General features: G+C 37.7%; 21 protein-coding genes. 6 read left to right on the top strand and 15 right to left on the bottom strand.

Annotated features, from left to right (window positions below):
- Positions 1–255: 255 nt before the first annotated feature.
- Positions 256–2,256 carry a DNA primase gene (gene dnaG, locus PKC55_RS11755; protein WP_291124448.1) on the top strand — a complete coding sequence of 667 codons (2,001 nt, stop codon included), beginning with the start codon at positions 256–258 and terminating at the stop codon, positions 2,254–2,256.
- A gap of 122 nt (positions 2,257–2,378) precedes the next feature.
- On the opposite strand, the gene PKC55_RS11750 is transcribed toward dnaG, so the two are convergent.
- Complete coding sequence (locus PKC55_RS11750; RefSeq protein ID WP_006844569.1) at positions 2,379–2,660, bottom strand: hypothetical protein; 282 nt, start codon at positions 2,658–2,660, stop codon at positions 2,379–2,381.
- A 416-nt stretch (positions 2,661–3,076) separates the two neighbouring features.
- On the opposite strand from PKC55_RS11750, the gene PKC55_RS11745 reads away from it, so the two are divergent.
- Entirely contained in the window at positions 3,077–3,886 is an 810-nt protein-coding gene (locus tag PKC55_RS11745) for a metallophosphoesterase family protein (RefSeq protein WP_291124450.1), read from the top strand.
- A complete protein-coding gene (locus PKC55_RS11740; RefSeq protein WP_291028922.1) occupies positions 3,867–4,508 on the top strand; it encodes a hypothetical protein in 642 nt (213 codons plus the stop codon). Before PKC55_RS11745 ends, PKC55_RS11740 begins: the two co-directional genes overlap by 20 nt.
- A 3-nt stretch (positions 4,509–4,511) precedes the next feature.
- Here PKC55_RS11740 and PKC55_RS11735 read toward each other — a convergent pair whose 3' ends face one another.
- Together PKC55_RS11735 and PKC55_RS11730 are read right to left on the bottom strand one after the other, a co-directional pair.
- Positions 4,512–5,576 carry a tetratricopeptide repeat protein gene (locus tag PKC55_RS11735; RefSeq protein ID WP_291124452.1) on the bottom strand — a complete coding sequence of 355 codons (1,065 nt, stop codon included), beginning with the start codon at positions 5,574–5,576 and terminating at the stop codon, positions 4,512–4,514.
- 113 nt (positions 5,577–5,689) lie between these two features.
- Positions 5,690–7,780 carry a dipeptidyl-peptidase 3 family protein gene (locus PKC55_RS11730; protein ID WP_324373135.1) on the bottom strand — a complete coding sequence of 697 codons (2,091 nt, stop codon included), beginning with the start codon at positions 7,778–7,780 and terminating at the stop codon, positions 5,690–5,692.
- 274 nt (positions 7,781–8,054) lie between these two features.
- Here PKC55_RS11730 and PKC55_RS11725 point away from each other — a divergent pair, with 274 nt between their 5' ends.
- The gene (locus tag PKC55_RS11725; RefSeq protein WP_291126629.1) at positions 8,055–9,962 is read left to right on the top strand and encodes a TlpA family protein disulfide reductase; all 1,908 of its coding nucleotides are present in this window, start codon (positions 8,055–8,057) and stop codon (positions 9,960–9,962) included.
- A gap of 97 nt (positions 9,963–10,059) precedes the next feature.
- Here the strand turns inward: PKC55_RS11725 and PKC55_RS11720 are convergent, their stop codons facing one another.
- The 12 genes from PKC55_RS11720 to PKC55_RS11665 all read right to left on the bottom strand — a co-directional run bounded on the left by PKC55_RS11720 (position 10,060) and on the right by PKC55_RS11665 (position 22,000).
- A complete protein-coding gene (locus tag PKC55_RS11720) occupies positions 10,060–11,181 on the bottom strand; it encodes a universal stress protein (protein WP_006844563.1) in 1,122 nt (373 codons plus the stop codon).
- A gap of 145 nt (positions 11,182–11,326) precedes the next feature.
- Complete coding sequence (locus PKC55_RS11715; RefSeq protein WP_135103488.1) at positions 11,327–11,581, bottom strand: DNA-binding protein; 255 nt, start codon at positions 11,579–11,581, stop codon at positions 11,327–11,329.
- A gap of 78 nt (positions 11,582–11,659) precedes the next feature.
- On the bottom strand, positions 11,660–12,355 hold the full coding sequence (locus PKC55_RS11710; RefSeq protein WP_006844561.1) for a phosphatase PAP2 family protein: 696 nt from the start codon (positions 12,353–12,355) through the stop codon (positions 11,660–11,662).
- A 44-nt stretch (positions 12,356–12,399) separates the two neighbouring features.
- Entirely contained in the window at positions 12,400–13,242 is an 843-nt protein-coding gene (locus tag PKC55_RS11705; protein WP_291126632.1) for a tetratricopeptide repeat protein, read from the bottom strand.
- Positions 13,243–13,253: 11 nt separating this feature from the next.
- Positions 13,254–15,089: an aerotolerance protein BatD gene (gene batD / locus PKC55_RS11700; RefSeq protein ID WP_135103485.1), complete on the bottom strand. Its 1,836-nt coding sequence runs from the start codon at positions 15,087–15,089 to the stop codon at positions 13,254–13,256.
- Positions 15,090–15,141: 52 nt separating this feature from the next.
- On the bottom strand, positions 15,142–15,996 hold the full coding sequence (locus PKC55_RS11695; protein ID WP_324373129.1) for a BatD family protein: 855 nt from the start codon (positions 15,994–15,996) through the stop codon (positions 15,142–15,144).
- A 2-nt stretch (positions 15,997–15,998) separates the two neighbouring features.
- Entirely contained in the window at positions 15,999–16,796 is a 798-nt protein-coding gene (gene batC / locus PKC55_RS11690; RefSeq protein ID WP_291028930.1) for a TPR repeat aerotolerance protein BatC, read from the bottom strand.
- Between the two features lie 110 nt (positions 16,797–16,906).
- Positions 16,907–17,935: a vWA domain-containing protein gene (locus tag PKC55_RS11685; protein WP_135103479.1), complete on the bottom strand. Its 1,029-nt coding sequence runs from the start codon at positions 17,933–17,935 to the stop codon at positions 16,907–16,909.
- 24 nt (positions 17,936–17,959) lie between these two features.
- Positions 17,960–18,943 carry a vWA domain-containing protein gene (locus PKC55_RS11680; RefSeq protein ID WP_135103478.1) on the bottom strand — a complete coding sequence of 328 codons (984 nt, stop codon included), beginning with the start codon at positions 18,941–18,943 and terminating at the stop codon, positions 17,960–17,962.
- Between the two features lie 11 nt (positions 18,944–18,954).
- Positions 18,955–20,016: a hypothetical protein gene (locus PKC55_RS11675; RefSeq protein WP_324373126.1), complete on the bottom strand. Its 1,062-nt coding sequence runs from the start codon at positions 20,014–20,016 to the stop codon at positions 18,955–18,957.
- A 23-nt stretch (positions 20,017–20,039) separates the two neighbouring features.
- Positions 20,040–20,909 (bottom strand): DUF58 domain-containing protein, encoded by an 870-nt coding sequence (locus PKC55_RS11670; RefSeq protein ID WP_324373124.1) that lies wholly within the window; start codon positions 20,907–20,909, stop codon positions 20,040–20,042.
- Between the two features lie 98 nt (positions 20,910–21,007).
- Positions 21,008–22,000: an AAA family ATPase gene (locus PKC55_RS11665; protein ID WP_296949238.1), complete on the bottom strand. Its 993-nt coding sequence runs from the start codon at positions 21,998–22,000 to the stop codon at positions 21,008–21,010.
- Between the two features lie 556 nt (positions 22,001–22,556).
- On the opposite strand from PKC55_RS11665, the gene PKC55_RS11660 reads away from it, so the two are divergent.
- Together PKC55_RS11660 and PKC55_RS11655 are read left to right on the top strand one after the other, a co-directional pair.
- Positions 22,557–23,819, top strand: coding sequence for a phosphoglycerate kinase (locus PKC55_RS11660; RefSeq protein WP_135103471.1), 1,263 nt, complete (start codon positions 22,557–22,559; stop codon positions 23,817–23,819).
- 91 nt (positions 23,820–23,910) lie between these two features.
- Positions 23,911–24,240: a hypothetical protein gene (locus PKC55_RS11655; protein WP_291126039.1), complete on the top strand. Its 330-nt coding sequence runs from the start codon at positions 23,911–23,913 to the stop codon at positions 24,238–24,240.
- The last annotated feature ends 44 nt before the right edge of the window (positions 24,241–24,284 follow it).

Here is a 24,284-nt window from a genome sequence, read left to right as displayed (position 1 = left end):
CTTGTTCTTTATAAGTAAACATACTTGATAGATAGAATCTTAAAAAATAGTAACAAATATATCTACCAATAAGATCAATCTTCATTGCTAAAATTTGTAAAAAATCTCTACACTATACCAATAACCTAACCATAAGAGACACTGTATTGAATATTCAAGAAAGAGGAAGGTCGATAAGTATAATTTAACTTTGGCATAGAAATATAAAATATCTATACTGGGATATTTTTATTACTTTCGTGTTAGTAAATAACAATGATAGATCAAGCCACCATAGACCGTATAATAGATGCTGCACAAGTAGTGGATGTAGTATCTCAGTTTGTTACGCTCAAGCGTAGAGGTATAAACTATGTAGGGCTGTGTCCGTTCCACGAAGACAGAACTCCGTCATTCTACGTTTCTCCATCCAAGAATATATGTAAATGCTTTGCTTGTGGCGAAGGAGGAACCGCTGTTCACTTCATTATGAAGCATGAGCAGCTCTCTTATTTCGATGCACTCCGTTATCTGGCGAAGAAGTATAACATCGAAATACAAGAGCGGGAGTTAACCGATGAGCAGAAGCAGGCTTACAATGAACGTGAAAGCCTTTTTATATTAAATGACTTTGCCCGAAATCATTTTGTAAAAACTCTGCATGAACATATCGAGGGTAAATCTGTAGGTCTAAGTTATTTTAAAGAAAGAGGATTCCGTGAAGATATTATACAGAAATTCCAACTCGGATACAGTCTCGAACAAAGAGACAGCCTCACGCAGGAAGCTATAAGAAATGGCTATAAAGAAGAATTTCTTGTAAAAACAGGTCTCACGATAAAAAGTGAGAGCAACGGGGCTCTTATCGATCGTTTTCGAGGGCGAGTTATATTTCCCGTACACACGTTATCGGGGAAAGTTGTTGCTTTTGGCGGACGTATTCTAAAAAAGGCAGAGAACACAGGAAAATATGTAAATTCTCCGGAGAGTGAGATATACCACAAGGGCAGTGAACTATATGGAATATATTTTGCAAAACAAGCTATCACCAAAGCCGACTGCTGCTATCTGGTAGAAGGATACACCGACGTTATATCAATGCATCAGGCAGGTATAGAAAATGTAGTTGCTTCATCAGGGACAGCACTTACTCACGGACAAATCAGGCTTATTCATCGCTTTACAGAATATGTAACTATACTCTACGATGGTGATGCTGCCGGTATAAAAGCAGCACTGAGAGGGATAGACCTCTTGCTTGAAGAGGGAATGAAAATAAAGGTGGTACTCCTTCCTGATGGTGAAGACCCCGATTCATTTGCACGTAAACAAAATGCCGAGTCGCTGACAAAATATGTACAGGAGCATGAAGTGGATTTCATACGCTTCAAAACACAATTACTATTAGATGATGCAGGCAATGATCCTATAAAGCGAGCAACCCTCATCTCCGACATAGTAAGTAGCATTGCGGTTATCCCCGACAATATTATACGCAGTGTATATATAAAAGATTGCAGTATACTACTGAATATAGACGAACGGATACTTATTCAGGAAGTAAATAAGAAAAGGCTTGCTCACCTAGAGAAGGCTCCTCAGCCGAAAATAGATCCTGAGCTATCGGCAATCAACGTTGACCTCTCACAGCCTGAAGCGCATAGAGGAAAACCCGTTGTAAAAAAGACCAACATCGACAAGTTTGAGTTGGCGATACTCTATTTCATTGTCCGGTATGGAATGGAAATATTGATTGAAGGAGGAGAAAACAATCCGGCAACAGGCGATATGCCGACAACCGTAATAGATTGGGTGAAATTTGACTTGCAAAGAGATGGTTTTTGGTTTACAAATCCTCTGTATAAAACAATACTGGAAGATGCAATAGAACACTCGGCAAATGAATATTTCAACCCTAGCCGTTACTTTCTGGCGCATACAGACGCACATATAAGCAAAATTGCAGCCGAGTTGGTAAGCGACAGATATCAGTTGAGTAAACTGCATATAAAACAATTTGGTGAGAATCTTAAAAAGGAAGACACCCCTCTTGCCGAAGAAAAGCATCTCTGGAAAAACGTACCTCGTGCAGTTACCGAGTTAAAAGATGCTCATATATCTAAACAGATGAAGGATATCAAAGAAGATCTGGAAAAGAAACAAAAGGAGAAAGACTGGGACGGAGCTATTATCCTTATGCAAAAGCTTAAGGAAATGGACGAAATAAAAAAGATTCTGGCAAAAGAATTAGGCGAAAGAATTATTCTGCGGTGGTAAACAGTCTAAAGTATTTATTGCCGTACCTCATCCTCACATCTCAATGCCTTTAGAAAAGGAAATGCTTAGTCACATATCTATATAAAATACGACAATAACTCTTCGCAGAGACTTAAAGTACCTTATTCTTCATCCTCGACTATAAACCAGCGAGTACTATCTTTTTCCCTTGTAGCAGCTTGTCCCGGTTGCAAATCAGGAAGCTTCTTTAATATCGGCTCCATCTCCAATATCTCATCTACCGATACCAGATAAGCATCCTCTTCGTCATCAACTTCATCATCCCCAAACAACTGCCAGTCTCCGTCTTCATCATAGAGAACGAAGGTTATGGGAGATCCGTTTGTTAGTACATAACTGGTTGTCAGTACCGATTTGTTTTTTTGTTCTTCTTTTAGCTTCATTGTTATATATTTTGAAAATAAAGGTAAGCATTATTTAATTAGACAAGGCCTGATTAACTCTCCTATTTATACGCCTTAACAAAGAAGCCTTTTTACATATATACATAAACAGCTTAGTGACAGGTGCGAAATAAAATATCTCAGCCATTATCTTCCGCTTCTTTATTGTTTTTATCACATCCCTATTTTGCTCTTGGAGATTGGTTTCTGCCGATAACGATACAACCCTGAATATTTTTCACAAGTAATCACTAAGCATCATTTATTACAGAATAGTTGACACGAAGAATCAAGGATAGATAAGGACTTTTCGTTAAAACATCCTTAAAAAAGCTCAATAAAATTGTACAGGTCTTCGCTTCTTTTCCTAATTATATTTATTGGCAGTACTCTTGTACCTCCAAATAATAAGTTAAATGAAAAAGTCTATAGGAATATTACTTCTTGGTATTTTATATATATTTCAGTCATGCGAGATGATCGAATATCATCCGTACGATGGTCGCATTTCAGGGAAAACAGATATCAACAAAAAGAATATAGCGCAAATAGAGGAAACTTGTAGAAACAAAGAAACAATACGGTTTGCGATGATTGGCGATACCCAACGATGGTATGACGAAACAGAGGCTTTTGTGAATGCACTAAATAAAAGAAACGATATAGATTTCGTTATTCACGGAGGTGATATATCAGATTTTGGCCTTACCAAAGAATTTCTATGGCAACGGGATATTCTAAACAAACTGAAAGTACCTTATGTAGTCTTATTGGGGAATCACGATTGCCTCGCAAATGGAATAGAAGTCTTTAGAAAAGTTTTTGGTGAAGAAAATTTCTCTTTCATTGCCGGAAAGACAAAATTCGTATGTTTAAACACCAATGCCTTGGAATTTGATTATTCGCTCCCTGTACCCGACTTTCAATTTATAGAACAAGAAATAAAAGACAAGAAGGATGAATACGATAAAACAGTAATGGCAATGCATGTCCGTCCTTTTTCAGAACAATTCAACAACAATATAGCCAATGTATTTCAACGCTATATAAAAGAATTTCCGAATCTTCAATTTTGCCTCAATGCTCACGATCACAACATAGCAGTAGACGATCTCTTCGATGATGGAATAATCTATTATGGCACACCCAATATAGCTAAAAAGAAATATTTACTATTCACATTAAATTCAGATAACACCTATGACTATGAAGTGGTCGCTTATTAAATATATATCTTTTTTATCACTCGTCCTATTATTCAACCTATCCGGTTATTCTCAGAATGGCTACGAAAAACGTGTAGAAAAATATCAGAACCAGTGGGCCAATCTCATTCCTACACATATCAAATTTCAGTATGCAGGCGGGATGGGACTTATATCCATAGGAACAGGATGGGACTATGGAAAAAACAATCAGTGGGAAACGGATGTGTTCTTTGGATTTCTTCCTAAATACTCAACAAAAGAAAATAAGATAACATTTACCTTGAAGCAAAACTTTATTCCTTGGACAAAGCCAATAGGGACAAAAGGATTCTATATAGATCCGCTAGCCTGTGGCTTGTATATCAACACTATTCTTAACGGAGATTTTTGGATAAGTGAACCCGACAAATATCCAAACGATTACTATTCGTTCTCTACGAAGATGCGTTTTAATGTCTATATAGGGCAAAGGCTTACGTATAAGATTCCACACGAAAAGCGTTTTTTTGCTAAGTCTGTTACGGCTTTTTACGAACTAAGTACAAATGACTTATATCTTGCAAGTGCTTTTACGAACAAGTACCTTAAACCAAAAGACTATTTAAGATTATCGTTTGGTTTGAAGCTCCAATTCTTTTAAAAATCAATATTGATCTTTTACAAACTTGTTTTTAGAAGACAGCTTGATCGGATTGTTGGAAAACCAATCTGTAAAGCTTTTCCATTTACTTTCATTCGCAGACTTCCACTGAAGAAATTCGGAAGGATCTCCCTGCATCAATATCCAATAGTTATAGGCTTCAAGGTGTCCGGCATTCATCAACAACTTTTGATAGTCGAGCAGTACATTTGGATATATATTCTGTATATTATTTTTATAATAGATATTCAAAAAATTAGTGCGAATCGTACTCAATGTAGCCAAATCTAAAGTTTTGACATGCGGAAGAGACAACATAAGGATTGGTTCGTAAATTCCACTACCAAAAGAGGATTCCGAATTATTTTTTAAATCTAGTCCTGCATATTTACAAAAACTGACAGACACAGCAGAGTCACTCACAATCGTGATCTCACTCTTATATGTCTCATAGAGCAACTTACTCATCTCAACTGTGCGATGTGTATTACGCTCCAGATTCATAAACAGTTCACCGTAGAGCATCCCCCATACTTCATCTTCTGTATCTAAATATATTTTAGCTGCCCAATAATAATTAGACGGATATTTAGGGTCTGCTGCGATTCCTTTCTCAAAATAAGACAGTGCAGTGTATTTTTCATCTTGAGCCATATACACATTTCCTAATTCAAAATAAAGAGCACCTGAATCGGGGAATTTCTTTATACCTTCCTCAAAGGTCTTTATTGCACCTTCATTATTTCCTATAGAGTTATAGCAAATACCCAACATCTGGAAAAACGTATCCGAAGCATCTTCATTTTCCTGTATTGGTTTCAAAATATTAATAGCCTCTTCATAATTTTCTTCGAGACAATGCGCATAAGCTATTTCGTAAGGATACACAATATTGGCCGGATCAAGCTTTTGAGCTTCCTTAAGCAGAGTGATACTTTCTTCTACTTTTCCACAGTCCATTAATTTTACTGCTTCTATTCCCTTTTGTGCCGCAATATCCTTTTTGGACTGCGAAAGCAAGGGAAGAGTTGAAAGAAAGAAGATTGATGATATAATTAAGATTTTCATTTGCGTCTAGTACATGTTTTTTTATGGTGTTTAGCATAGCAAATATATAAATAAAAAAGACCGGAGATATAATTTCCGATCTTTTTTGCATTTATCTTAACGTCTATAAAACATTAATCATTGAATGTTGGCAATGAAGAGAACTCTTTCGAGTATCGAATCATTTGCTCTGCATAACCTTCTTTATAATTAATTTTCACATCTGTAATTTTACCATTGCCATCTTTCACCAATTCGAAAGTAGGGTTAACAAATCCTTTGTAAGGCTTCATATTCAACTTCTTATAACGAGCCAAAACTTCACTATGCAATTTTTGATCTACCTTGACAGCATAATTTTCTACAATAGCTTTTGCCCCTTTAAAATCGCCTTCCGATTTTATACGTTGAATTTCAGCTAACAGATCCCCAAACAGAGTACGTAATTTATTGTAATCGTTCACTACAACGTATGTTTTTCCGTCTCTCACTTTATATTCGACTACATTGTCTGCTTTTCCTTTTTCATAAACCCATTTAGCGATCAACTGACGATTGCGCATGTGCGATTCTTCTATATTCTTACCCGGTTCTATCCGCACCAACTGAGTCATAAGACCGTTCATCATAAACTTGTAATACTCTGCTTTGTATGCATCACCATTCGGTATTATGCCTAGTTCTACAAGCTTAGGATCAGCAAGGAAATAAAGTCCGAACAAATCGGCACGGGCTTCTTCTATTGTCGAGCTGAATTCTCCTAATGCATTCGGATCAACCTCCGGCAACAATTTACCCGAGCCATGTCCTAAACATTCGTGAAGGTCGGTATGCAATACGTCTGTTATAAAACCATATTGCTTTACGGAGTTAACTTCATGCTCTGACCACATAAACTCATCATTGAAGCCTGTATGTGCTCCAGCAGCATCGTAGGCCTCCATTATATTTTCTATTGTCACCGATTTTGACCCATGATCTTTCCGTATCCAGTCGGCATTAGGCAAGTTGATACCGATAGGCGTTGCAGGATAACAATCTCCTCCCAGTTGAGCTACTGTAATTACTTTTGCAGATACCCCTTTCACACTTTCTTTTTTGAAACGCTTATCCACCGGAGAATGATCTTCAAACCATTGAGCATTAGTGCTGATAACTTCTGTTCGTTTGGTAGCTTCTACATTCTTGAAGTTTACCACCGATTCCCAACTTGCTTTAATTCCTAGCGGATCACCATATACTTCGGTAAAGCCATTTACAAAATCAACCTGAGATTTCAGATCTTGTACCCACGCTATCGCATATTCGTCAAATGTCTTTAGGTCTCCTGTTTTGTAATAAGAAATCAGCTTAGTGATAACAGCTTTCTGTTGATCATTTTCAGCTACAGCCTCAGCCTTCTCAAGCCATCCTACGATTCGTTCAATAGCAGGGGAATAAAGACCTCCTACTTTCCATACATCTTCTACCAGCTTGTTCCCTTGTTTTATAAGGCGGCTGTTAAGTCCGTAGGAAATCGGAGTTTGATCTGTCGTATCTTTCATAGCTCCATAGAAAGCCTGTACTTCTTTCTGAGTGACGCCTTCTCCGTAATAGTTATTAGCTGAAGAAAGAATAAGGTCGTTACCCGACTGATTTACTTTCTTAGCCATCACATTCGGATCAAACATGACAGGAGTAATCATTTTTATAAAATCATCTGCATTCACAGATTCATTCCCCGAACGGCTGGTTCTTGGAATCAGATTATCGGGCAAGGCTTTAACCTGTTCGGCAAAAAACTGCTTAGAAAAGCCCGGAAGGAATTTTTCTTCTCCATAGTGGTGATGTATACCGTTAGAGAACCAAACACGTTTCAGATAAACCTCAAACTCTTTATAATCGTTCGTATTCTTGTCACCTTTATAATTTTCATATATAGCTTCGAGCACACGGCGGATAGCCAGATTGTATTTATTATTTTGGTCGTAAAGAATATCACGCCCTTCGATGGCTGCCATCGATAGATAGTAGACCAGTTCCTTTTGTTGTAACGAAAGGTTATTGAACCCGGGAACGTAATAACGTAGAATTTGGAGATCGGCAAAGGCATCAACCTCATATTTAAAATCAGCAGGAACAGAGTCTGTCAATGCAGCCTCTCCATGGGATGCTTTTTGCGTTCCTCCACAGCCTGCAAACAACATTGAAAATCCTGTCATAGCAATTAATACTGTTTTTTTCATTGAGTTATATATTTATTGTTCGATAGTCTCATTATATCTATAATCTCAAAAAGGTGACAAAAGTGACACTTTTTTGATTGTTTTTACGTGTTACCTTTTTATTGCGAAGAACAGGTTAAACGATATATTAGATATTTTATTCCAAAAGTAATAAAAATAGCAAAGAATATATCTCATTATTCATGACATAGTTTATTACAAATGATTCTAGTCTGGATTATTTAACTAACTTAGGAAAATCTTTTGTATTGCTAACTATCATAATAACAATACCATGAAAACAATTTATTTATTTTTTCTCCTTCTTTTGAGTTTATCTATAACCCAGTGTACAAAACCCGGTCCTAAAATAATAGAAAGACCTGTGTATGGATTAAAGAATACAAAAACGATTGAGATAGACAAGATCATCCTGACTGATTCGGCCACAATTTTGTATATAGATGCTTATTCTTATCCGGAAACCTGGATTCGGATAGATTCGGCCACATATATTCAAGCTGATGGAAAAAAGTATATAATAACAGGAGCAGATAGCATAGAACTCAATAAAGAGCATTGGATGCCCGAGAGTGGCGAGACTCATTTTACACTATTCTTTCCGCCGATACCAAAAGGAACTAAAACAATAGACTTTATTGAATCTGATTGTGATAATTGTTTCAAGATATGGGATATAGACCTTACAGGAAAAGCTAAAGCTTATAAACCCTCTTTACCTGATAATGTATTGAATTATAAAACCAATAAAGATTACAAGCTACCGGAGCCTGTATTTAAGTCCGGCAGGACAAAAGTGACTTTATACCTGACAGGGTTAAAAGATGGGTATGCAATAGGCGAACCCGAGCTTAGCGTAGAAAATATAATTGCACAGGAAAGGGATGAAGTTGCAGGGAAAAAAGAATCAGATGGGAAATACACTTTCGATATAGACCTGTATTCTACATCCACAGGATATCTTTTTTGTAATAATATATCGATAAAGGTAATACTCAACCCGGGAGAAGATATGGAAGTGTATTATGATGCGACGGCTTTCTCAAAACGGAATTCTCGCTATAACCCGCAGCCGGATTTAGCTTTCGGAGGATTCACCGGCGGATTATCCGAGCTGAATACACAGCTTTTACAATACAAAGATTCTGTGATTGCTTATAATTTTATGTTGCATGCATATTGGGATCTTAGCGATCCGGCAATTCTGGACATGGACAGCGAGCAGTACCTTGATTACATCTTTGGGCTTTATGACGAAAAGATACAGAAAGTTGAAAAATCAGACCTGCCTCAAGCTATGAAGCAAATTGTGAAGTATAATCTAAAAAGTTCTCTTATAAACAATATATCCCTGAAACACAGAGTATACGAATTGAGCTATCGCAAAAAGAACAAACTGGATTGGAATAAACCTGTTGAAAAAACTCTTCCTAAAGCAACAGAAAAAGATTTTCTTGCTCTTAAAAAAGTAAATCTTAATGACCCGATGTTGGTTTACTCTGATGATCTTAGTTATACGGTATTAAGCTTGCTGAATAGTAAACCTGCTGATTTAAGTATCGAAGAGATAACAGATACCAAATCCGGATATTTCCAAGACATGGAAAAGGTTTCAAAAATAATAAAGAAAGGTTTTCTTTTGGAAGAACTAACGTCAAATGATGAAAAGAAATTGTCTGAAGCTTCAACACCGTATTATAAAGAGGTATATACACAAATCTTTGAAAAAAGTAAGCGAGAACAGGAAGAAGCATTGGCAAAGGGTGGGTTTATGATTGAATCAACACCGGTTGTGACAAATGATAAAATACTGGAATCTATTATTGCTAAATACAAAGGACAAGTTGTTTTTGTCGATTTTTGGGCAACGTGGTGCGGCCCGTGCCTGATGGCTATGAAAACAATAAAACCAATAAAACCTCAAATGAAAGAGAAAGGGGTTGTTTCTGTATATATTTCGGGAGAAACATCGCCTAAGGGTAAATGGACAAGCATGCTGCCTGAGATCGGTGGTCTACATTATTACCTTACAGATCTACAATGGGGTGCTTTGGAAAAGAAATATAATATAGATGGAATTCCAACCTATATGATTTTTGACAAGAACGGTAAGAAAGTTTTTGAAACTACAGGATATCCCGGAAATGATAAAATCTTAGAAGAATTATCGAAAGTATGGTGAGTGAATAGCATAAGCTCTATTTTAAAAAAGCTATCCGTATCTTTTCAGAGATACGGATAGATATATAAAGTACAACTATATGTCTTATCAAGCCGCTCTACCCTCTCAATACAAATAACGGAGTATCTGAGTGGAACAACATCTTGCGGGAGATACTAGGACTAAACATCCGGGCAAATATATTGCGTTTGCTGGTTGTTAGTGCCAATACCTGTATTCCATCATCTTTGATATATTCGTCAAGGCTTTTCAGCATATCGGAAGTATCGATGAGCTTATAATCGAGATTCAGATTTGGATACTGCTTCGAGAAGTACGTTTTAATACCTTGAAGTTTAATTTCGTCCCACTGATCCGATTTCTTCACAGCAATATGAGTCAAAGAGATACGGATATCCTGATAAGGTTGTAATAATTTAGCTAACAAGTCGAACGAAATAAGGTCTCTTTGGCTAAAGTTTGTAAGAAACGCAATATGCTTCACATCCTTGAAATCCTTAAACGGAGTATTCTCGGGAATGGCTATCAGCGGCACATGTGTCATTTCTATCACTTCGGCTGTTACGCTACCTATCAGGTCGGCATCCTTCTGGTCTTTCCCTCTAGTGCCCATTACGATGATTGATGGCTTATATTCCTTTGTAAATGTCACAATTTCTTCTTCAGGCAAACCTTCTCTAAGCACATAAGAGTAGTTCACTGACGGAAATTCGCCTTCAGAGACTTTCTTATCGATGGTATTGCAGAGACGTTGAATATTTTCTTTTACTTTCTCTATTATGTTTTGAAATTCCTTTTCCTCTTTCCCTTGATAGGCAAAAGCCTCTGCCATAGGAAGGGCAGTAGGATAATAAGGATTGAAATACACATGGAGTATTTTGACCTTTGCACCCAGCTCACGAGCGAGATTGAAAGCGATACGACAAGCCTTAAGAGAGTAATCGGAGAAGTCCACAGGTATTAAAATCCTTTGGCGTCCATCATCGGTACGATATGTTTCTTCCTCATCGTAGCTAAACAGATGGCGACTTTCTACAACACTCAACGCCTTAGGAAGATCAGATTCTTTTATTCGGATACGAACTCCGGCCGATACTCCGGGATTATCAAGATCTACATCATTGATATGTACTTCAATGTTCTCACCTTCCAATACATGTTTTAATATTTGGGCTTTTTCATTTGTATGAATAGCTAGTGTTACTAATTTATCTTCCATAATCGGCATATTTATATAATTTCTTGTACAAATTTTGTAATCGTTTTTTCTCAGTATTGCAAATTATCATGTTCGCAGCTAAAAACGTTCGGATATATTTGAAAAGAGATGAACACTTTCTGGCGTATTCATCTCTCTTATTCTCTTAGGCCTCCCTTGATTCCATCATTTCTAAAGCCATATCCAAAATAGTGGTATCATCAATAGAGACATATCCTCCATCCGGGCCCGGTTCTATATGAATTCCGCAGCTTTGACCTTTTTCGTAACTATATCCGCCAAAGTAGTTCCATACAGTTTCCACCGGGAGTTCTAACTTTTCTGCTATTTGGTGTATACTTCCATCCGGTAAGGTGTCCTTAATCCTTCTTAGCTCTGCAAATCTGATAACTCTAGTCATACTCTCTAAGTTTTAAATGGTAAATGATTAGGAATATGTTCTAAAGTTATAAAATTCTTTTTTGAAAAACAATGGATTTTATGTGGGAATATTAAATACTGCGCTATAAATGGCGATCGAAATCACCAGAACCCAAATCGTGCACATTAGTATCTGAGCCCTAACTTTTGTGTAGACAGGAATTTTCAGTTCTTCTTTAGGAACTTTTAAGATATACCTGCGTGAGGTTAAATAAACATAATACATAGAAATACCGACCAATGCACCCCATATTGCACCTCCAACAACGTCGGATACAAAATGCACTCCAAGGTATATTCGGGAGTACCCTGTTATGCATGCCCATAAAAGAACGGTGATTGTATAATATTTATATCTGAAAAGTAGAGATGTAAAAGCGACAATACCAAAACCATTAGCGGCATGATTGGATATAAACCCATACTTTCCTCCCCGGTAATTACGGACAGTGTCTACATAGTTCTGAAAGTCGGGATGATGGGTAGGTCTGAGACGTTCAAAAAAGGGCTTTATTAGAGAAGAAGAGACATAGTCACAAAGCACGCCAACCAAAACGGCACAGAGTAATAATAGAAGTGCCTCTTTCCATTTTATTTTGTAGACAAAAACACCTATTGCAACGATTGCGAGTGGAAGCCATACAAGCTTGCCGCTATATATCCACATAAAAACATCCCAATAAGAGGTATGCTGATCATTAAGCCACAAAAAGAGATTCCTCTCATAGGGTAAAATTCGTTCTACTAAACTCATTAAAATAATATTCTCATATAAATATATAAATGGAAGAAAAGAAATCAGATTATTTCCAGTTTATCGCGCTGTATCCAGCCCACTGTACCATTATCTATTTCTACTTCAAGCCAGTTACGATCTTCTTTTGTTATCGATACCTTCGTTCCTGCGTGCAATACTGTAAGCTCTTTGCTATTTATATCGGGAGAACTAACCATAGGAGCCGAAGCAGCCATTACTACCGCTGTGTCCCGATATTCCAAGCGGCTCTTTTGCCTAAACGAAAACACATTGGCAAATATAACGACTATAATGAATACTATGCCGGTATAAAAAGCTATTTTTTTAATCGTAATCAGTTTCGTGAAGAAGAATAACACCAAACAGCCGATCAATAGGAGAAATGAAACAACACCGATATTCGCCCAGCTATTTGAGCTAAATAGATTTTGCACTCCATTGAACCAGATGCTAAGAAAGAAAGTATCAGCAACAGGAATCTTATCTTCAATCTTAGTCATAATATAATCTATATTATGCTTCGTATCCCTGTCTCCCGGATCGAGCAAATGTGCTCTTTCGTAATATAGACGGGCTTTTGCAATTTCATTAACCCGATAATATGAGTTACCAAGGTTATAATATAATTCCGCAGACTCTAACCCCTGTTTCTTTTGTTCATTCTTTTCGTTTTCCAGCAAACCTATTGCTTTGCGGAAGTCTCCGCTATTGTATAACTCGTTCGCTTTATCAAATACAGTATTATCACCGCTCTTGTTGTCTGCAATCGTAGCAGAAGGCTTCACAGTTGCACTATCTACTTTTACATTGGTTGTATCTTGTGCATATGAAGATATAGCGAATACAAAAAGGAAGAATATGTATGATAATATGACTCGTTTCATCTCACGCATCATTATTTTATTTTTTTGATTGTATTTTCCATTTTACCGATAGCATCTACCGTGTCGTTATAGAGCTTATCCATCGCATCATCCGATTCTGACGGAGCATAACGTGCAAACTCTCCAGTATCGAGTATATTTATAAACGTTCCTATTATATCGTCCCCAACGCCGTATTTGCGAAGCTCTGTTTCAATATTCTCTCTATTAAGATCAGCTACCGGAATAGTCAGTTTATCGCTCAGATATCCCCACACAGCACGAAGTATCTCTTCGTAGAAATTATCTTTTTTATGTGTAAGCAAATATTGTTTAGCAAGTTTCAGGCGTTTAGTTGCAACTTTATTTGCCTTCTTGGTACGCATCAACGCAATATCTGCATTTGCCTGTATTTGCTTCCTATATATAATCGAGAAGATAATAAACAATGCAAGCGGGATGAGATAGCAAAGAACATAGGAGAGAGAGCCGACAAAGAAATCGTTCGGATTCTTAAACGAGTAGCTGCCTGTTTTTATATAGCGTATATCCTGATTTATCTCCAGTTCTTTCTGATTAGAATAGCTTGTTGATACATTCTTTCCTGCATTCGGATCTTTATCTACATCCAATTCGTAAGATGGAGAAGATACTGTTTTGTAAGTATTGGTACGTGTATCGAAATATGAAAATTCGATAGGAGGAATAGTAAACTTACCCGGATAGCGAGGGATAAACATATATTCTATCGTCTTTGTACCCGACAAACCGTTCTCAGTCAACTTATAATCGTTTTTCACCTGAGGATCGTAAGTCTCTATATCCTTAGGGAATTTTATTTCCGGATTCTTTATAAGCTTCAGGTTACCTGTACCCGAGATATTTAGCTTGATGGTTACAGCATCGTTCGCTTTGACTTTCTGTGAAGAAATAGTAGGCGTAAACGTAAATGCACCCACTGCTCCCGAAAAGTTAGCAGGTTTATCTTGTAACGGAAGAGCCGAAATATCGACAGTAACAGGTGTTGTTTTCAATATCTTCTTAGCTTCTGTCATCACATCCTGAGGACCGAAGAAGGTCTGTACTTTACGTCCTGAAGAAACCTCAAAAACAATCTCCATCGTTCCCGAAGGAATAGTTATCTTGCCCGATCGCTGAGGAAACAACAAGGTCTTCTTTACATCTATTGCCATGTAGTTTCGACCTTTATAATGCTCAGCTGTCATTTGTCGGTTTGTGGCCATATCAAAATCCTCTGTCATGAAGCCTTCAAATTCAGGGAATTGTATTTTACCAACATCTCTGATATTAAGTACGGTATAGAATCGGAATGTTACTACAACAGCTTCCTGTTCTTTTACTTTAGTTTTAGAGAATATGGCTCTTACAAATGCATCATCAGGACTCACATTTCCTTCTTTCGATGTCTGAGTAATAACTTGAGGATTACGTCCCGGCTGTTGAGGCTGTGCGTTCTTATCGGGTGGCAATACTTTTATTTGAGCCGTTCCCGACCTATAATTCTTACCATTAGCCTTAATTGACGCAGCAGGTAGTGTAAATGTCCCCTCAGCATTAGCCATCAGCACATAGGTGAAAGTTGTATTGCTCTCAGAGCTAACTTTCCCATTGATATTAGAAGAGCTATAAACCTGGGATACAGAGGGTCCGAAAAGAATATCAAATCCTCTTATCTCATCAGGAATCTGGATATTGTTTCCACTCCCTCCTTTCAATATATATTGCAGCTGTATCTGAGCTCCTTTTACGGTAGATGCAGGAGCATTGATGACAAACGAGATGTCATCGGCCAATATTTTTGAAACACTTATGAGTAATAATATCAATAAAAACGAACACCTCTTCATTACTCTCTCAATTTATTTTTCTAAAGATTATCACAAAAGTAATATTTTTACTTTATATAGCTTTCAAGTCTTGAACACGTATAACTACCGAATCTATTTTCAGCACCTTGTCGTTAGTCACCGACTCGTCGTATACATCTCCCCAAATATCTCTTACTTTACGTCCGGTAGGAGTCGAATACTGAACAGTCACTGAACCCTCAGGCAATACCATTTCTCCGATTTTGCGAGGTTGCAAGAGTAGTTTTCGCATTTCCACTACTTTGTATGTTTTTCCGTTTATTACTTCTTCAGAAAGCGACTGTCTCAAACGGGTTATATCACTTGAATAGAAATCATTCAGATACGGAAAGTCTGCATCCACGATCTTATATATATCCTTCGTTGTATACAGACGATAAGAGAGGGTTAACGTATCGGAGAGGTTAACACTGGTTTTGGAGGCTACCACTTTTAGAAAAGCATCTACATCCTTCACCTTAGCTATATTCTCTTCCAGTGATCGTACTTCGATCTTAAAACTTTCCGATTTATACTTCTTACCATCGATATTCACTTCTGCCTGTGGCAAAGAAAACTTACCCTTTTCGGGTGCACGAAGTATATAGGTTGATGTAGCCGAAAAAGCCTGTACCCTCTTCCCTTTTTTAAACACGGTAGAACTTGATGCGGACAAAGAAGGCCCGTAAAGAATTTCAAACCCATTCATATTTTTGATGATTACAGGTTCTTTCACTTCCTTATCACTTTCCACAATATAAGCTACTGTAAACTGCTCTCCAACAGTTACCGTTTCAGGTGCTTTTATCCTCACTTTGTTCTCCTGTCCTACTAAAGAGATATAAAAAGATAAGGCGAAGAACAAAACTAAAAGCCGATGAAATGAGAGAATATTACTTCTTTTCATTATTACCAGTCTTTATTCTGCTTTCTATTATTTTCATTCTTTTGCTTGCGTTCCTGAGCCTTCGCTTGGTTTACGCGTTCTTGAGTATTTTTTTCGTCTTGCTCTATAGCTTGCAACATCTGTTGCATATTGTCCTGAGACATTTGATTTTGATCCTTCTGATCTTTTTGGTCTTGTTTCTGATCCTTATTCTGATTCTGGTCTTGGTTTTGATCCTTATTTTGGTCTTGTTTTTGATCTTTGTTCTGATCTTTATTTTGATCCTTATTCTGATCTTCGTTTTGTCGGTCTTGTATCATTTTCTGTACAACAGCCAGATTATAACGTGTATTGTCATCTTTCGGATTTAAGCGTAATGCATTTTTATACGCTTCCATCGACATTTTAAGATTGTCACCTTGCTGCTGTTGGGGCTGTTGGGGCTGCTGCCCCTGAGGTACAGGAGCTTGTTGACCTTGTCCTTTTTCATTTGCTTTCTTTTTCAAGAAAGTGTTTCCCATATTACTCCAAGCAGCACTCATCTTGATGGGATTCTGATTCTCCAATGTGAGATAATGTTGATACTCTTTCAAAGCATCATCCCATTTTTGTTGTTTGTAATATGCATTTGCAAGATTGAATGAAGCTTCTTTCGATGCGGCATCATCTTTCAGCGCTTTGTGATATTCGGCTTCGGCAGCACCATATCGTTGGTCTTTATATGCCTTATTACCTGAGCGAACGGCCTTGCGGGCTTCTTTCTGAGCCGATAAACTAACTGCGATCAGGGTAAAAAGTGTTATAAATATAATTTTTTTCATTTCGTCGATATTCAATTATGATGTCATTTCAAAACAAAGTAATAAATCTTATATCTCTCCGACTAAGCTCTTCGTTAAATTAGCATGACAAAAAACGTGCATTACTTATTTTACTTAAACAACCTTATATTTCTGAATATTCTATTCTTCTTTTCGAAGATACAAATCTCTACAAAGAGTAAAACCAATAGAGCCCATGCAAAAATCTGATATTTTTCGTCATATTCAGAATATGCAATACCATCTATTTCTTTCTTCTGTAGTTTATCCAGCTCTGCCTGTAAGCTTTTCAGCGCACTGTTAGAATTATCAGCATGCGCATACAATCCTTCTCCGGCTTTTGCTATCTGACGACACATTTCTTCATTGAGCTTGGTAACTACGGGTTGCCCTTGTGTGTCTCTTTTTATATCTCGTGAATTTTCAGCTTCGGGAATCATAGCACCCTCTGCCGTTCCTATTCCTACTACATTCACATGCACACCTTTACTCGCAGCACGGGCAGCAGCCTCTTCTGCATTACCCTCATGCCCCTCTCCGTCTGTGATAAGCACAATAGCTTTATCTATATCCGCATCGTTAGAGAAGCAACTCATGCTCATATCTATAGCACTACCAATGGCAGTACCCTGTACAGGCACAAGACTCGGATTGATCGTTTCAAGAAATAACTTCGCAGATTGGTTGTCTGGTGTCAGAGGTAACTGTATAAATGCCTCTCCTGCAAAAACCACAATTGCTACCTTATCATTCTTACGTTCATCGATGATACGAGTCAATATTTGCTTTGCCTTTACCAATCGGCTCGGGCTGATATCTTCCGCCATCATCGAATTAGAAACGTCTATAGCAATAACCAACTCTATTCCTTTTTTATCCACTTTCTCAACCTTTGTCCCAAATTGTGGACGAGCCAAAACGATGATACCAAATCCTATTGCAACCATCGTTATCCAAAATTTAAGATAAGAACGTTTTAACGATAGTTCCGGCATCATTTTCTTCACCAAAGACAATGTCCCCAGCTTTTCCACACTTTTACGTTTAGCTATATTCAATAAGATAAAGCCAATAACAAATAAAGGTATGGCAAGGAACAAATATAGGAATTCGGGATTTGCAAACTTAAATACACTCATAATTAATGCTTACACTTGTTTTATTTATGGAATATTTCTCAACCATGTACGTCGCAGAATAAGTTCTCCTCCGATCAGCACTAAAGCCATAATTGCAAAAGGCAAATAAAGCTCTTTACGCTTTGTCACAGTATTTACACTTATATGAGACTTTTCCATTTGATCTATTTCGTCATATATGCCGCTCAGACTGGTATTGTCCGTAGCACGGAAATACGAACCTCCCGTTTTAGAGGCTATCTCGGTCAATGTGCGTTCGTCAAAGTCGCCCGATACATTCATCGATTGCATTCCGTACGGAGTCATGACACGTGCCACTGAGGTTCCTCTCGAACCTATACCAATGGTATAAACACGTATTCCGTATGATGCGGCCAGCTCAGCAGCTGTCAACGGCGCAATCTGTCCGGCGTTGTTAGATCCGTCTGTCAGCAGGATAACAACACGAGATTTTGACTGACTGTCTTTCAACCTGTTTACGGAGTTGGCTAGTCCCAATCCTATGGCTGTACCATCTTCTATCATTCCGAATTTAACTTCGCTCAATAAGTTGAGAAGTACCCGGTGGTCTGTAGTCAACGGACATTGAGTAAAACTCTCGCCCGCAAATATGACCAAACCGATACGGTCGCTTTGCCTGTCGTTAATAAACTCAGATGCAACTTTTTTTGCCGCCTCCAAACGAGTTGGAGAGAAGTCATTTGCCATCATGGTTCCTGATATATCCAACGCCATAATAATGTCTATCCCTTCCGACTTGGATATATCTGAAGAATTAACACTCTGAGGTCTTGCCAACACTATTATAACAAGGGCAATAGCAATTACCCTCAACAAAAAGGGAAAGTGACGCATATATACCCTCAGTGTCGACGGTGCTTTTTCGAATGCATAGCCAGAAGACAACTTGAATGTAGCCTGCATTTTCCTTAGCTTAAAGATATACCACCCAATAAGAGGTATAAGCAATAAGAGTAAGTATAAATATTTCGGATTGGCATATTCCATTTCTGTATCTTTTAGCTTTGTTTATTATTCATATGTTGATTTCCTGTTGCACTTGTTTCTCCCTGCGCTTCTTTTCCTTCCTTCTGTTCTTCCAATGTAGGTCTTTCTTCTATTTTGGTCTGATTTACAAACAAGAATGCATTAACCAAACTAAGGTCGTTTTCATCGGCAAAAGGTGTATATTTTGCAAACTTCACAAGATCGGACAGTTTCAGAATTTGAGCAAGTCCGTCTGTGGCAGATTTTGTATCTGTAACCAGATGAACAGCTGCAATAATATCGTCCGATATCATTTCGGGAGCAGCAATATCAAAACGACGACCAATATACTTACGAAGGATATCCGTCAATTCGGTATAATATTCTTTCTCCATACCTCGCTGCCACATTTTCGAATCCTTAAGTTTATCAAGACCCTGCAATGCTTCGACGTGAGGAGGCAATACAATTTTAGGAGTAAAATAATATCCTTTTTTCTTTTTCCTGTAATAGAGATAAACTAAGGCGGCGATCAATAATATAATAAGAGATGCCAAGAAAAGTATATACAAGTATTCCAAATAGTCGAGCCATACAAATGGAGGAGATTGGACATCCTTAATATCGTTTATCTGAAGCTTAGCAAAATCGATAGAGTCAGTCTCATGATTTTTCAATCGTTCGAGATAAGCCAATGTAGAGTCGGACAGTTGCGGAGCAGATACTTTGAGCCCAAAATCATTTGTCTTCAGGGTATCTATGCCATCTATCACCATCATATAAGGTATATGATACAGCGTAGAGTCGAATGAGGTAACAATGTATTTCTGATTGATAGTCATCACCTCAGTCATTGTTGTATCCGGCTTCAACATCGCGAGAACCTCTACCCCCCTGATTAAAGTGTCCTTGTAGGCAGGGAAAATAATATTCTTCCCTTTGGGGGCAATAACTTCTACATTTATAACTGCTTGCTCACCAATCAATATATCCGACGGCTGTATAGTTGCCCTTACGGTCGACTTTTGTGCATGAAGCGCAAAACTCAAACAGAAGAATAAGCTAAGCAGTATTATATTTTTCAATTTCAACATATATCAATGTATCGATTTTATTTTCAACTTCTCTTTTTAAATAAAGCCAACAATGCTTTCACATAATCTTCATCGGTACGCACCGATACACTGTCCACCTTGCTGCGATTGAATGAGATCTGCATACTATCCTGTTGTTTCTGCCACCAATCTTTATACGTCTGCCTGACCTTACGAGACGATGTGTCGATCCAATGTTCGCTTCCGGTCTCTGCATCCAGTATCTTCATAAGACCAATGCTAGGCAACTGAGTTTCGAGAGAATCATATACCTGCAATGCAACAATATCGTGTTTACGGTTTGCTATCGTGAGCGCATTGTAATAATCTTTGACATCAATAAAGTCGGATATCATAAAGGTTGTACACCTCTTTTTTATAGCATTCGTCAAAAATTTCAGAGCCATTCCCATATCAGTTTTGGGACTTTCTGCCTGAAAGTTGATCAATTCGCGGATAATGTACAAGATATGTTTCTTCCCTTTCTTTGGAGGGATGAATTTTTCGATCTTATCAGAAAAGAAGATTACTCCGATCTTATCGTTATTTTGTATAGCAGAAAAAGCCAGAGTAGCAGCAATTTCGGTTACGACATCTCTCTTTACAGAAAGGTGTGTACCAAAATCCTGACTGGCAGAAACGTCGACAAGCAACATAACGGTAAGCTCCCGTTCTTCTTCGAAGACCTTTACATAAGGCTTATTGTATCGTGCTGTTACATTCCAGTCTATATCGCGGATATCGTCTCCATACTGATATTCTCGCACTTCTGAAAAAGCCATACCACGCCCCTTAAAAGCAGAGTGATACTGACCGGCAAAAATATTGCGGGATAATCCACGGGTCTTAATCTCTATCTGACGTACTTTCTTTAATAATTCGCTTGTTTCCATATTTTCTTAAAGCCATTAGCATATTTAGCATATAGTCTAAATAGCAAGTTTCTTAACTTAGACAAAGCGTACATAAAAGCTACGCTTATTAGCTCTAATTACGGAACTTCGATCTTATTTAAGATTTCACTTATTATTTCATCAGATGTAGTATTATTTGCCTCAGCTTCGTATGTCAAACCGATACGGTGACGCAATACATCATGACATACTGCACGTATATCTTCAGGTATCACATATCCTCTGCGTTTGATAAAAGCATAAGCTCTTGAAGCAAGGGCAAGGCTGATAGATGCACGTGGCGAAGCTCCGAACCCGATCATACCTTTCAAAGATGCCAGCCCGTTATCTTCAGGGAAACGAGTAGCAAATACTATATCTACAATATATTTCTCAATTTTTTCATCCAAATAAACATCACGAACCACTTCACGGGCACTTATGATTTCTTCGGCTTTCATTACCGGCTGAAGGTTACCATAATCTCCGGCGAGGTTATTTCTGAGGATCAATTTTTCTTCTTCTTTCTTCGGATAGTTTATCACCACCTTCAGCATGAAACGGTCAACCTGAGCTTCAGGAAGCGGATAAGTACCTTCTTGCTCAATCGGGTTCTGTGTAGCCATCACAAGGAAAGGAGACGGCAGCTTGTAGGTCTTCTCTCCGATAGTAACCTGACGCTCTTGCATAGCCTCAAGCAAAGCACTTTGCACTTTTGCCGGAGCACGGTTAATTTCATCGGCTAAAACAAAGTTAGAGAATACAGGCCCATGCTTCACTAAGAATTCTTCAGTTTTCTGGCTATAGATCATTGTTCCCACCACATCGGCCGGAAGCAAATCGGGAGTAAACTGAATACGACTATATTTAGCATCGATAAGTGACGCCAAAGACTTTATTGCCAACGTTTTTGCGAGACCGGGAACACCTTCCAGCAATATATGTCCATCAGCGAGCAGACCGATAAGCAACGACTCTACCAGATGCTTTTGGCCCACAATAACCCGATCCATTCCCATTGTGAGTGATTCGACGAATGAACTTTTGCTTTGAATTCTTTCGGTAAGCTCCCGAATATCAACATGTGCCATATTTTTCTTCTATTTTGAGTTTATATTGATCTTCATTTTTAGTAAGCACGACAAAAATAGAAATGTTAAATCTTAAAAGCGATAATTCGGAGTTAAAAAAAATTAAGCAGAATGAAGTATTTAAAGGCCTAGAAATAAATATCAAAAAGCAGATATAACATAAATCAGCTTTTTATATTTCCATTCCTTAATTATAGTCTAACAATCATAACACTATGAAAAGATTATCTTCGGATACGCATTGTACAAAAAGAACTATAGCCAAGCGAAAGATTTACCCTTTGATCTCAAAAATATAATATAGAAAATAGAGAAGTACATTCTCATTTTAATCACCTATAAAATGAGTGAACTAAAGTTTTATCTTTTTTGCAAACTCGGATTAACAAATCTTCGAGTTAAATTAATATTCTGTCAAATTTTACTATAATTTCATTTTTTCATAAAATATCTCTCACAGAATTTAGTATATTTGTATCACTTTTTAAAATGGGCAGCAGCCCCGAACAAAGCATTGATAATCAGTAATATTATTTATATTTAACTAAAACAAATCATGATTACAATTGACAAATTCAACTTTGCAGGCAAAAAAGTCTTTGTACGAGTTGATTTCAATGTGCCTCTAGATGCACAATTCAACATCACAGATGACACTCGTATTCGTGCGGCTATGCCTACCCTAAAAAAGATCGTAGCTGATGGTGGTAGCCCAATTATAGCATCTCACCTTGGCCGTCCAAAAGGAGTAGAAGAAAAATATTCATTGAAACATATCCTTGCTCACGTATCTAAACTTCTTGGTGTAGATGTACAGTTTGCAAACGATTGTGTAGGCGAAGATGCCGGAGTAAAAGCTGCTGCCCTTCAACCGGGAGAAGCATTATTGCTCGAAAATCTTCGCTTCTATGCCGAAGAAGAAGGCAAGCCTCGTGGTTTGGCAGAAGATGCAAGCGATGAAGAAAAAGCTGCTGCAAAAAAGGCTATAAAAGAAAGCCAAAAAGAGTTCACTAAAACACTTGCTTCTTATGCGGATGTTTATGTAAATGATGCTTTTGGTACAGCTCACCGTGCACATGCTTCGACTGCTCTTATTGCAGATTACTTCGATGCTGAACACAAAATGTTCGGTTACCTGATGCAGAAAGAAATTGACGCTGTAGAAAAAGTATTGAAAGATACAGCACGTCCGTTTACTGCTATCATTGGTGGTGCTAAGGTTTCTTCAAAAATCGACATCATCGAAAACCTATTGGATAAAGTAAACAATCTTGTTATTGGTGGTGGTATGGCATTTACTTTCATCAAAGCTGCAGGTGGTAAGATCGGAAATTCTCTTGTAGAAAATGACAAGCTAGACCTAGCTAACGAAATTGTAGCGAAAGCTAAAGCGAATGGCGTACAATTAGTAATAGCAAGCGATGCTAAAATAGCCGATGCTTTCAGCAACGACGCTAATACTGAAATATCAGAAGCTAACGCTATCCCTGACGGATGGATGGGATTAGATATAGGTCCTAAAGGCGAAAAAGAAATTGCAGATGTACTTATGGCTTCAAAAACTATTCTTTGGAATGGTCCTGTAGGTGTATTCGAGTTCGACAACTTCGCACAAGGAACAAAAGTAACTGCTGAAGCTGTTGCTACTGCGACCAAAGCCGGAGCTTTCTCTCTTGTAGGTGGTGGTGACTCTGTTGCTGCTGTAAATAAGTTCAACCTTGCAGATGAGGTATCTTATGTTTCTACAGGTGGTGGCGCTTTACTTGAATTCATCGAAGGTAAAGTTCTTCCGGGAATCAAAGCTATCAGAGGATACTAAGATTTTAATTAATCAAATAAAATATGTAAAGTCCGTATAATATTATACGGACTTTTTTTATCTTTATTCTAAAATAATCAAAACAAATGCTATGGCTAAAAAACTATTACTTTTAATTACTTTCAGCATGTTCCTGTTTTCATGTAGCACATACAATAGCATGAAAAATGCAGACAAAAACATCAGGAATATTAGCATAGGAATGTCTCAACAACAAATTGTCTCTATTATGGGAGATCAATATGAAGTAGTGGAAGCTAAAGACAATGTCATAGTCTGGGGCTATAAAGCGTTTGATGAGGGAATATATAAACTCAGGTTTGTGGACGGCAAACTGTTGGGGTGGAATAAAGTATGGCTAAACAAGTATGAATTTGAGAACAGACCATCTCCATCCTCGTCCTCTGAAACCTCAAAATAATAATAAAACACCTTCGGACTATTCATCCGAAGGTGTTTTTCTGT

The organism is Dysgonomonas sp., from assembly GCF_035323175.1.
Taxonomy (GTDB): Bacteria; Bacteroidota; Bacteroidia; order Bacteroidales; family Dysgonomonadaceae; genus Dysgonomonas.
This window is presented reverse-complemented; position numbering and strand designations above follow the sequence as displayed.